Origin of the sequence: Novosphingobium sp., assembly GCF_049240505.1 — a bacterium.
In the GTDB taxonomy this organism is placed as follows: Bacteria; Pseudomonadota; Alphaproteobacteria; order Sphingomonadales; family Sphingomonadaceae; genus Novosphingobium.
In genome coordinates this window covers 25,899-36,670 of record NZ_JBMLSM010000117.1, presented here as the reverse complement: position 1 = coordinate 36,670, position 10,772 = coordinate 25,899, and the positions used below count along the sequence as shown (strand labels likewise).

The following is a 10,772-nucleotide window of genomic DNA, read 5'->3' as shown; positions in this document are numbered from 1 at the left end:
GCGCGCGCTTCTCATCGGGCCTTTCCGTTCTGGATTTCATGAAACGCACCAGCTTCATCGCCGCGACCGACGCCGCACTTGCCGCCGTCGGCCCCGCCGCCATCGCCCTTGCCGAGGCTGAAGGCCTTGCCGCCCACGCCCGCTCCATCGAACTGAGGCTCGGCATATGACCCAGATTTCAGGAAAGGCGCGCGCCGCCTCCCGCCTCGCTGCTGTGCAGGCGCTCTACCAGATCGACATGGAGCAAACCGCGCTGTGCCTGCTGCTCGATGAGTTCCACCAGCACCGTCTGGGCGCAGAGATCGAGGACGTCGAATACCTCAAGGCCGACATCGCCTTCTTCGACGATGTGGTGAAAGGCACGGACGCCCGCCGCAACGAGATCGACCTGCTGCTTTCGGCCAAGCTGGCCAAGGGCTGGTCGCTCGCCCGCCTGGACAAGACCATGCTGCAAATCCTGCGCGCCGGTTCCTACGAATTGATGGCGCGCAAGGACGTGCCCGTCGCCACCGTCATCACCGAATACGTCGACGTCGCCCACGCCTTCTTCGAAGAGCGCGAGGCCAAGTTCGTCAACGGCGTGCTGGATGCCGTGGCCAAAGACGTGCGTTAAAAAACAAATCCTCCTTGTTTTCGCGAAGCGCAAACGGGGAGGTGGCATTTGCGCCAGCAAATGACGGAGGGGTTCTTTCTCTTACCCCTCCACCACCAGCTTCGCTGGCGGTTCCCCTCCCCGATTGTCCTTACGGAAAATCAGGGAGGATTATGGACATCTACAACCGCTCCGCGTGCCAGCGGATATGATCATCCATGAACGTGGAAATAAAGTTGTAGCTGTGGTCATACCCCGGCTGCAGCCGCAGCGTCAGCTCAACCCCCGCCGCCTTGCACGCCGCATCCAGCAGTTCGGGCCGCAGTTGTTCCGCAAGGAAACCATCCGCTTCACCCTGATCCACCAGCACCGCGCCTGCAGGCCGCTTGCCATCTTCGATCAGCGCCACGGCATCATGCTTGCGCCATGCCGCGCGGTCCTCGCCCAGATAGCCGCCCAGCGCCTTGTGGCCCCAGGGCACCTGTCCCGGCGCCACAATCGGTGCAAAAGCCGACAATGACTTGAATTTGTCTGGATAGGTCAGGCCCAGCGTCAGCGCACCATGCCCGCCCATAGAATGGCCGGTGATGCCCATGCGCTCCAGATCCACCGGGAAGTTCGCTGCCAGCAGCGCAGGCAGTTCTTCCGCGATATAGTCCCACATGCGATAATGCTGCGCGAAGGGTTCCTGCGTGGCGTTGACATAGAAGCCCGCACCCAGCCCGAAATCATAGGCCGCATCCGCATCGTCCGCCACGCCTTCACCGCGAGGGCTGGTGTCCGGCGCGACGAAAACGATGCCGTGTTCGGCACAGGCCTTCCGGTATTCGCCCTTGTCCGTCACATTGGCGTGGGTGCAGGTCAGCCCCGAAAGGTAGACCAACACCGGCAGCTTCGCGCCTTCAACCGCGTGCGGAGGCAGGAAGACCGAAAAGGTCATTCCCGTCCCCGTCGACACGGACTCGTGCTTGTAAACGCGCAAGCTTCCGCCGTGCGCTTTCGAAGTCGAAACCGTTTCCAGAGTCATCAGGCGATCACATCCAGTGCGCAAAGCTTGTTGCCAGCCGGATCGCGCAGATAGGCGAGGTAATAGGGCGAACCTTCACGCGGTCCCGGCGGATCTTCGCAAGCTGTGCCGCCAGCGGCCACGCCCGCTTCATACCAGGCATCTGCCTGTTCCGGCTTCATGCGAAAACCGATTGTGCCGCCATTCGCGCCGCAGGCAGGATCGCCATTGATCGGCTTGGTCACGATGAACAGCCCGCCGTTGTGCTGATAGATCAACCGCCCCTTGGGATCGGTGATCGCTTCCGGCCCGCCGAACGCGGCAAACGTGGCGTCGTAGAACTTCTTGGCGGCGTCGATATCATCGGCGCCCACCATCACATGGCTGAACATTCGCACTCTCCCCTTGCAGGTTGCAGTGGCAAGAGAGCTAAGCGAATGCCGTGACCGGTCAAGCGTCCATGCGGGAATTCTTTGTTGCCATTTGGCCTCAAGCTGCGGGATCGAGAACGCCCAGCATGGCTACTACGGCCACCACCCCCAGCCCCGCCGCAAGCTCCAGCAGCAAGGAACGCCGCAGGCGCGCTTCCGCACCCGCCTCACCCCGTTCCAGCGCAGGCACGATACGCCAGCGATTGCCCGCCGCCAGCGCCAGCATCAGGCCAAACAATGCGATCTTCACAGCCAGCAACAGCGTCCAGCCACTCTGCCAGACCGGCGAAAACCCTGCGATGGCCAGCGTGTTGACCACCCCGGTCAGCACCAGCACGGCCACCACCACGCTGCCCGTCCGTGCAAAGCGGGCAAGCGCCTGAACATCAGCCTTGCCGAACAGCGCATCGCCCAAAAACGCCATCAGTGCCCCGATCCACAGCGCAGCCGCGATCAGGTGCAGCCCATCGGCCCAGCGATGCAGCGCCCATTCGCTTGCCCCGGCATGGCCGGTCAGCGCCATCGAACACAGCGCCACCGCGCCTGCCAGCGCCATCACTGGCGCGCGCAGCACTTTCAGCGGTGCCACCGCCGCCACGATCACGCAGGCCAGCGCGGTCAGCCGCCATTCCATCACCGTGCCCAGCGGCGTTGCCGCCAGCACGGCCTCGGCGGTGGGCTGATCCAGCTCGGCCAGCGGCAAACCCGCCATCGCCGCCACGCTTTCCAGCGCCCACCAGATCGAACTTCCACCCGCCAGCAGCGCCAGCACGACAAGCCCCGAACGCATCCGGCCAGACAGCGCGCGCCCTCCCGTCAGCGCATACAGCGGCAGCCCGGCAACAAGCAGCAGCGCAACAAACGCTGCCGCCCGCGCGGCGATGAGGCCCCCCGTTTCCAAGGTTTTAGCGGACGGTGAAGGTGTACTGCCCTTCGATGCGGTGCTGGTCGCCCGCCACCGCGTGCCACTTGAGGTTATAGGTTCCAGCAGGCAGCGCGCGCGGCAGCTTCACCGTCAGAACCTTGCCCTTGGTTTCGCTCTTGAAGCCCTTGATCGGCATCGGCGCATGATCGGCCATGCCGGGCATTCCGGTCATCACCAGTTCGATGCCCGAAAGCGGGCCGACAAGATTTTCCGAGAACGTCAGCGTCAGCGTGGTCGGCTTGGCCACCGCGGTGTTCGCCGCCGGCGTGGCGGAAACCAGCTTGGGATGGGCGATGGCCGTGCCGGGCAGCGCAAGCAGGAGCGGAGCGGCAAGAAGGGCGAGACGGCGCATGGAAAAAGTCCTTTCGGCTTGGGATCTTGCCGGGTTTACGCAAGGCGCAGGCCGATCCCTCATCCAAGGCAAAATTTTATCTTGAGGGATTGCCGTATAGCGCGCGTAATAGCACTGCCTGCAACAAAGGAACCCAGTCCGCGATGGCAGACATCGAAGATCTTCTTGGCGCGCTTGCCGCCAAAGCCCCTCCGGCGTTCGCCACGCTGGAAAGCGATGTTTTCCAAGGCCTTGCCCGGCATCGTGAGCAAGCCACGGCACGGCGCGGCATGGTTCTGGCGGTCGGCGTGGCGGCGATGGTGGGCGTGGTCGGCGCAATCGCCCCCGCCGCTCCGGCGCAGGCAGAGCCGCTGTTCGGCGTGCCCCAATCAGCCCCTTCGCACCTGCTGGCAGACTGATGGCGCCTGCGCTCCGCTACATCCTCGTCGCGGTGCTATCCGCCGCCGTGGCCCTCGCCGCCAGCCATTTCGCGCAGCGGTTGATGCCCGCCCGGCACGGCAGCGAACTGCACCAGTTGATGCACGAGCGGCTTGATCTGACGGCGGAGCAGCAGGCGAAAATCGATCAGCTTGAGAAGGACTTTTCCAACACGCGCACGGCGCTCGACGCGCAACTTCGGAACTCCAACATGGCGCTCGCCCGCGCGATCGAGGCCGAGCAGAAAATCGGCCCGAAAGTGAGCGCGGCGGTCGATGCTTCGCACATGGCGATGGGGGAATTGCAGAAAGCAACACTGGCCCACGTCTTTGCCATGCGCAGCGTGCTAACCCCTTCGCAACAGGTGATTTTCGACCGGGAAATCGCGCGTGCGCTGACAAGTCCGAACAACACCTAGATGCACCTAGCAGCACCTAGATGCCCCTGAACGACCCACACGCGCCTGCAACCGACCGCGACTTGGTCCTGCGCGCGCTTGGGCAACACCAGGCTTCATACAGCGAATTGATGGCGCGGCATCGCGACGCCGTTTTCCGCATCGCCCGCCATCACACCGGCGACGAAGGCGAGGCACTGGACGTGACCCAAGAAGCGTTCATCTCCGCCTTCGCTTCGCTGAACAGATTCGATCCCGACCGCCCGTTCCGCGCGTGGCTGCTGCGCATCGCCATCAACAAGTGCCGGGACTGGGCGCGGCGGCGCGCGGTGCGCCGCCTGTTCCGCATGGCCAAGCCGCTGGACGATGCCGCCCACATTGCGGATGAGGGCCAAGACCCTGAATCCGCGGCCATTTCCGCGCGCGAACTGGCCCGCATCTCCGCCGCCGTCGCCGCACTGCCCGCCAATCTCAAAGACCCGCTGATCCTGTGCCGTATTGAAGGCATGAGCATGGCCGATGCAGCGCAAGTGCTTGGCATTTCGGAAAAAGCCGTGGAAACGCGCATCTATCGCGCGCGGCAGAAATTGTCGGAAATTCTTGAGGGATAGCGCCGTTTGCTGCGTATCAGCAGGCAATGGACAAGACACTCCTCCTCAATCGCCGCCGCCTCCTTGCCGGAGCAGGCGCACTTGCCGCAACGCCGCTGTTTCCCGCATGGGCGCAGTCCGGGCACGATGGCCATTCGCGGCAGGCCGGGGCGATGGCCGGACGCAATTCTGGCGGCACTTTATCGGGTGAAAACATTGCCTTGAGCATCGGCGCGGCGAAGTTCGCCGTGGGTGACCGGTCGGCCGCAGCCGTGGCCGTGAACGGTTCCATCCCCGCTCCGCTGATCCGCCTGCGTGAAGGGCAGCGGGTGCGGATTGCCGTGACCAACACTTTGAAAGAACAGAGTTCCATCCACTGGCACGGGCTTCTAGTGCCGTTCCAGATGGACGGCGTGCCCGGCCTGTCGTTCCCCGGCATCGATCCGGGCGAGACGTTCACCTATGACTTCCCGATCCTGCATTCGGGTACCTTCTGGTATCATTCGCATTCGGGAATGCAGGAAGCCGTGGGGCTTTATGGCCCCATCGTGATCGACCCGGCGCAGCCTGATACCGCCGCCCCGTTCGACCGCGAATATGTGCTGATGCTGGCCGACTGGAGCCCGGTCGATCCGCACAAGCAATTAAGCAATCTCAAGACGATGGGCGGCTATTACAACTGGCAGCGGCAGACCGTGGGCGGCTTGCTGAAAGGCAAGGACCAATCGCTGAAGGACCGGCTCGAATGGGCCAAGATGCGCATGGACGCGACCGACATTTCGGACGTGACCGGCGCGACCTATTCGTTCGTGATCAACGGGCATGACTCCGCCGCCAACTGGACCGCGCTGTTCCGCCCCGGCGAGCGGGTGAAGCTGCGGATCATCAATTCTTCGTCCATGACCAACTTCAACCTGCGCATTCCCGGCCTGCCGATGACGGTGGTGGCCGCCGATGGCTGCGACGTGCAGCCGGTGGAGACGGATGAATTCCAGATCGGCATTGCCGAAACCTATGACGTGATCGTGCAACCATCTGAAAACGCAGCCTTCGGCATCATTGCCGAGGCCATCGACCGTTCGGGCATGGTGCGCGCAACGCTTGCCCCGCAAATCGGCATCGCGGGCGCCATCCCGCCCCGTCGCGCCCGCCCGATCCTGACCATGCGCGACATGGGCATGGACATGAGCGGGATGGACATGGGGACCGGAGGCGAGATCGACCTGTCCCAGCCCGCGAACGAAAGCATGGAGGGGCATTCCATGAAAATGCGCGACCTTTCGCTGGCCCCCGGCGTCAAACCGGGACCGGGTGTAGCGACGATATCGCCCATGCCGGCAGACCGCCTTGCCGACAGACCGACCGGGCTTGAGGATGTGGAGCACCGCGTGCTGACCTATGCCGATCTGCGATCGCGCACGCCCAACCCCGATTCGCGCACGCCATCGCGCCAGATCGACGTGAACCTGACCGCCAACATGGAACGCTATATGTGGTCCATCGATGGCGAGACAATTTCCGGCGGCGCGCAGCCGATCCCCTTCCGCACCGGAGAGCGGGTGCGCGTGAACCTGATCAACCACACGATGATGCCGCACCCCATCCACCTGCACGGCCACTTCTTTGAACTGGTGACGGGCGAGCCGGGCCACCGCGCGCGCAAGCACACCGTCAACGTCCTGCCCGGCGGCAAGGCCAGCTTCGATCTGACCGCCGATGCCGAGGGCGACTGGGCGTTCCATTGCCACATGCTGCTGCACATGCACGCCGGGATGATGCGCGTGGTAACGGTCCGTGCCGAAGGAGACGCGGCATGAAGGCGGTGCTTTTCGCCGGAGCCGCCCTGCTGGTGACCGCGCCTGCACTGGCGCAGGAAGCCGATCCGCACGCCGGGCATGACATGAGCGGCATGAGCAGCGGGGACGGCATGGGCCAGATGGACCATTCCGCCCATCAGATGCCGCAGGCCGAAAGCGCGGATCCGCACGCCGGGCACACCATGCCCGCAACGCCCGACAGCGAAGTGGGCAATGCCCCGCCGCCGCCGGTGCCGACCGACCATCCCGCCGACCTGTTCTGGGACCGGCAGCGCATGGCCGCAGCGCGCGCCGCGCTGGACAAGGAAGGCGCGTTCTTCGGCAATGCGCTGATCGCAGACCGGCTGGAATACCGGCCGCGCAATGGCAAGGACGGCTATGCCTGGCAGGTCATGGGCTGGGTGGGCGGCGATATCGACCGGCTTTCCTTCGAAACCGAAGGCGAAGGCGCGTTCGGGGAATCGCTGGAAACGGGCGAAGTGCGCGCAGCATGGCGGCGCGCGCTCGATCCGTGGTGGAACTTCGAACTGGGCGCACGGCAGGATTTCGGCCACGGGCCGGACCGCACCTATGGCGTGATCGGGATCGAAGGGCTTGCCCCCTACTGGTTCGAAGTGGGCGCGCACGCTTTCGTATCGACCAAGGGCGACGTGCATTTCCGGCTTGAGGCCGAACACGACATGCGCCTGACCCAGCGCCTGATCCTGCAACCTTCGGTAGAGATCGACGCGGCGGCGCAGGACGTGCCGGAACTGGGCATCGGCGCAGGGTTCGAGAAGATCGAGTTGGGCGCAAGGATGCGCTATGAATTCGACCGAGAGTTTGCGCCCTATGTGGGCGTCCACTGGGAACGCAAGCTGGGCGAAACGGCAAGGCTGGCGCGCGCGGATGGCGAAGCGGCTTCGCAGGTTAGCGCGGTGGTGGGGCTAAGGATGTGGTTTTGAGGAACTGTTGATCCTCCCCGTTTTTCCGTAGGATAAACGGGGAGGTGGCAGTCGCCGCAGGTGACTGACGGAGGGGCTTTTTACCCCTCCACCACCAGCTTCGCTGGCGGTCCCCCTCCCCATTTGCGCGTTCCGCGAAAACGGGGAGGATTTTTTAGGTTAGCCAATGCCGCGCCAGCGCCACATGCAACCGCACGCCGGTTTCCAGCACGCTGTCGTTGAAATCGTAGTGCGGGTTGTGGAGCGGGGCGGCGTGGTCCGGGGTGCCCTGCCCCAGCCAGATATAGGCGCCGGGGCGCTGCTGGAGCATGAACGAGAAGTCTTCCGATGTCGGCGCGGGTTCGGGCGCGAGTTCGGCTTTTGCCACGGTGGCGGCCACTTCCAGTGCATCGGCAGCCGCCAGCGGATCGTTGATCGTGGCGGGGTAGTAGCGGTCGTAATCCAGCGCGCACTGCACTTCGAAGCTGGCTTCGATGCCTTTGAGCATGGCGCGCATCCGGTCCTCGATGCGGTCCTGCACGGTGGGATCGAACGTTCGGACCGTGCCGCCGACCATGACCTCTGCCGGGATCACGTTGTGCGCATGGCCGCCGTGGATTTCGGTGATTGAAAGGACCGCCGCTGCATATGGCGGCACGGCGCGGGAAACGATGGTGTTGAGCTGCTGCACCAGCGACGCGGCGGCGAGGATGGCGTCGGGGCTGTCCTGCGGGATCGCGGCGTGGCCGCCCTTGCCGGTGACGGTAATGCGGAACTTGTCTGCCGCGCCCATGATCGCGCCGGGGCGGGTGCTGATCGTGCCAGCGGGCAGGCCCGGCCAGTTGTGCAGGGCATAAACGCGATCGCAGGGGAAGCGGTCGAACAGGCCTTCCTCGATCATCACGCGCGCGCCGCCTTGCCCTTCTTCGGCGGGCTGGAAGATGAAGTTGACGGTTCCGGCAAAATCGGGATCGGCGGCCAGCACGCGCGCCGCGCCCAGCAGCATCGCCACATGGCCATCGTGGCCGCAGCCGTGGAAGGTGCCGGGCGTGGTGCTGGCCCAGGGCAGATTGGTCTGTTCGTGAATCGGCAGCGCGTCCATATCGGCGCGCAGGCCGACGCTGCGGGTGCCTTCTCGCCTGCCCTTCAGCACACCGACAAGGCCGGTGGTGCCGATGCCCTCATGCACTTCGATGCCGTATGACCGCAGTTCGTCCGCGATGCGCGCGGCGGTGCGATGTTCGCAAAAACCGAGTTCTGGGTGGGCGTGGATATCGCGGCGCAGCGCGACGAGATCAGGAAGGAGGTTTGCCAGATCAGCCATGATTTTGGCCAAACAGGTTCTGGATCGGGAAGTGATGTTTGATGAACGGCGATTTGATCACGACGTAGCTGAAATACTTTTCAATGCCGTAGTCGCTTTCCAGCATCCCTTCGATGATCGACTGATAGTGCGAAACGCCGCGCGCCACGAATTTCAGCAGATAGTCGTAACCGCCTGAAACGAGGTGGCACTCCACGATCTCGTCGATCTTCACGATGCGGCTTTCGAAGCGGGAAAAATCCCCCCGGCGATGTTCGCTGAGGGTGACTTCGGTAAAGACCGTGAGGAATTCGCCCAGCTTGTTGAGGTTGATATGCGCGCCATAGCCGGTGATGTAGCCCGCCTTTTCCAGCCGCTTCACCCGCGTAAGGCAAGGGCTGGGTGAAAGGCCGACCGCATCGGCCAGTTCCACGTTGGTGATCCGCCCCTCCTGCTGGAGCTTGGCGAGAATCTTGAGGTCAATCCTGTCGAGCTTGGGTCCGGGCAGCATGGTTTGACCTCCCCTGTTCAGGCGACAATTGCGCGGATGTCGGGCTGTTCGAGCAACTGGTCGAGCGAGCGCTCCACGCGGTCGAAGATCATGTCCATCTCCTCAAGCGTGCAGCACAGCGCGGGCGCAAAGCCCAGCACGGCATTGGCAAAGCAGCGCACGATCACGCCGTTGCCATAGGTCAGCTTCGAAAGCCTGCCGCCGATATCGAGCGCCGGATCGAACACGGCCTTCGTCGCCTTGTTCGGCGTAAGTTCGATGGCGCCGAGAAGGCCGCGCCAGCGCACATCGCCCACCAGCGGATGCGCCCTGATGCGTTCCATGTGCTGGGCAAAGCGTTCACCCGTCTTGCGGCCGTTTTCCAGCAATCCGCCTTCGCGGTAGAGGCGCAGCACTTCCAGCGCGACGGCGGCGGCAACGGGGTGGCCCGAATAGGTCTGACCGTGACCGATGGGCAGCGCGGGCGATGCGCCATCGGCGATGGTCTGATAAACGTGGTCGGCCATGAACATCGCGCCCATCGGAATGTATCCGGCGGTCAGCCCCTTTGCCGTGGTCATGAAATCGGGCGAAACGCCTTCATCCTCGCACGCGAACAGCGGGCCGGTGCGGCCAAAGCCGGTGATCACTTCGTCCACCAACATCAGGATGCCAAGCCGGGTGCAGGCTTCGCGCAGCGCCTTCAGCCAGCCGCGCGGGGGCACGATCACGCCGCCCGAACCCTGAATCGGTTCGCAGCAGAATGCCGCCACGTTATCCGCGCCGAGTTCCGCCACCTTGGCTTCCAGCGCGGCAACGGTCGAGGCGATCACCGCCGCGTCATCATCCCCCTGCGGATGGCGATACTGATAGGGTGAGGCGATGTGGTGCTGCCAGGGGCGCGGCAGATCGAAATTGCGGTGGAAGTTGCCCAGCGCCGTCAGCCCCGCGCCGAGGCTGCTCGATCCGTGATAGCCCCATTCCAGCGCGATGAAGTGCTTCTTGTCAGGCTTTCCGGCAGCGTTCCAGTAATGCACGATATAGCGGATGGCGCTGTCCACCGCATCGGACCCGCCCTGGGTAAAGAACACATGGTCAAGCCCATCGGGCGCGGCGGCGGTCAACTCTCCGGCAAGGCGGATGGCCGGTTCGCTGGCGAAGTGGAAATAGCCGGTGGCATAGGGCAGGCGGCGCATCTGCTCTGCCGCCACTTCGACAATGGAATCCTGCCCATAGCCGACATTCACGCACCACAGACCCGCAAAGGCATCAAGCACGCGATGGCCTTCGGCATCAGTCAGCCACATGCCCTTGCCCGATTCCAGCACGATCGCGCCGTGCTGTTCGTGCCCACGAAAGGACGTGACCGAGTGGATCAGGTGATCGCGGTCGATATCGACCAGCGAGCGGTTGGTCAGCGCAGGTGAAAGGGCGTTCATCGCAGGCTCGTCCATTGGTGTATCAATGAAGCGAGCCTAGGCCTGCGGCAAGAGCGGGTTTGGCCGAATGTGGGGGATGAAGGGCCGTTC

General features: G+C 64.0%; 14 protein-coding genes. 7 read left to right on the top strand and 7 right to left on the bottom strand.

Going from position 1 to position 10,772, the window contains the following annotated elements; genetic code table 11:
• Both ACOVQ0_RS10180 and nusB read left to right on the top strand, forming a co-directional pair.
• The coding region (locus tag ACOVQ0_RS10180; protein WP_421883816.1) for a histidinol dehydrogenase at nt 1-170 on the top strand (170 nt) is incomplete at its 5' end.
• Nucleotides 167-613, top strand: a complete 447-nt coding sequence (nusB, locus tag ACOVQ0_RS10175) for a transcription antitermination factor NusB (protein ID WP_421883810.1) — start codon at nt 167-169, stop codon at nt 611-613. The genes ACOVQ0_RS10180 and nusB, both read left to right, overlap by 4 nt.
• Nucleotides 614-773: 160 nt before the next feature.
• Here nusB and fghA read toward each other — a convergent pair whose 3' ends face one another.
• From fghA to copC, 4 genes are all read right to left on the bottom strand, one after another.
• Nucleotides 774-1,619, bottom strand: coding sequence for an S-formylglutathione hydrolase (gene fghA, locus ACOVQ0_RS10170; protein ID WP_421883807.1), 846 nt, complete (start codon nt 1,617-1,619; stop codon nt 774-776).
• A complete protein-coding gene (locus ACOVQ0_RS10165; RefSeq protein ID WP_421883805.1) occupies nt 1,619-1,990 on the bottom strand; it encodes a VOC family protein in 372 nt (123 codons plus the stop codon). Before ACOVQ0_RS10165 ends, fghA begins: the two co-directional genes overlap by 1 nt.
• Before the next feature lie 97 nt (nt 1,991-2,087).
• Nucleotides 2,088-2,930, bottom strand: coding sequence for a copper homeostasis membrane protein CopD (copD, locus tag ACOVQ0_RS10160; RefSeq protein ID WP_421883802.1), 843 nt, complete (start codon nt 2,928-2,930; stop codon nt 2,088-2,090).
• Between the two features lie 4 nt (nt 2,931-2,934).
• Nucleotides 2,935-3,306: a copper homeostasis periplasmic binding protein CopC gene (copC, locus tag ACOVQ0_RS10155; RefSeq protein ID WP_421883799.1), complete on the bottom strand. Its 372-nt coding sequence runs from the start codon at nt 3,304-3,306 to the stop codon at nt 2,935-2,937.
• Between the two features lie 143 nt (nt 3,307-3,449).
• Between copC and ACOVQ0_RS10150 the strand changes: the two genes are divergently transcribed.
• The 5 genes from ACOVQ0_RS10150 to ACOVQ0_RS10130 all read left to right on the top strand — a co-directional run bounded on the left by ACOVQ0_RS10150 (nt 3,450) and on the right by ACOVQ0_RS10130 (nt 7,471).
• Nucleotides 3,450-3,704, top strand: coding sequence for a hypothetical protein (locus ACOVQ0_RS10150; protein WP_421883796.1), 255 nt, complete (start codon nt 3,450-3,452; stop codon nt 3,702-3,704).
• Nucleotides 3,704-4,141: a Spy/CpxP family protein refolding chaperone gene (locus tag ACOVQ0_RS10145; protein ID WP_421883793.1), complete on the top strand. Its 438-nt coding sequence runs from the start codon at nt 3,704-3,706 to the stop codon at nt 4,139-4,141. Before ACOVQ0_RS10150 ends, ACOVQ0_RS10145 begins: the two co-directional genes overlap by 1 nt.
• A 110-nt stretch (nt 4,142-4,251) precedes the next feature.
• Complete coding sequence (locus tag ACOVQ0_RS10140; RefSeq protein WP_421883790.1) at nt 4,252-4,731, top strand: RNA polymerase sigma factor; 480 nt, start codon at nt 4,252-4,254, stop codon at nt 4,729-4,731.
• Nucleotides 4,732-4,757: 26 nt separating this feature from the next.
• A complete protein-coding gene (locus ACOVQ0_RS10135) occupies nt 4,758-6,527 on the top strand; it encodes a copper resistance system multicopper oxidase (RefSeq protein WP_421883787.1) in 1,770 nt (589 codons plus the stop codon).
• Entirely contained in the window at nt 6,524-7,471 is a 948-nt protein-coding gene (locus ACOVQ0_RS10130; protein ID WP_421883784.1) for a copper resistance protein B, read from the top strand. Before ACOVQ0_RS10135 ends, ACOVQ0_RS10130 begins: the two co-directional genes overlap by 4 nt.
• Before the next feature lie 154 nt (nt 7,472-7,625).
• Here the strand turns inward: ACOVQ0_RS10130 and ACOVQ0_RS10125 are convergent, their stop codons facing one another.
• Genes ACOVQ0_RS10125 through ACOVQ0_RS10115 form a run of 3 tightly spaced genes read right to left on the bottom strand, consistent with a single transcriptional unit; the run spans nt 7,626 to nt 10,697 of the window.
• Nucleotides 7,626-8,774 (bottom strand): M20 aminoacylase family protein, encoded by a 1,149-nt coding sequence (locus ACOVQ0_RS10125; RefSeq protein ID WP_421883781.1) that lies wholly within the window; start codon nt 8,772-8,774, stop codon nt 7,626-7,628.
• A complete protein-coding gene (locus tag ACOVQ0_RS10120) occupies nt 8,767-9,264 on the bottom strand; it encodes an Lrp/AsnC family transcriptional regulator (protein ID WP_421883778.1) in 498 nt (165 codons plus the stop codon). Before ACOVQ0_RS10120 ends, ACOVQ0_RS10125 begins: the two co-directional genes overlap by 8 nt.
• Before the next feature lie 17 nt (nt 9,265-9,281).
• Complete coding sequence (locus ACOVQ0_RS10115; RefSeq protein WP_421883775.1) at nt 9,282-10,697, bottom strand: aspartate aminotransferase family protein; 1,416 nt, start codon at nt 10,695-10,697, stop codon at nt 9,282-9,284.
• Between the last annotated feature and the right edge of the window lie 75 nt (nt 10,698-10,772).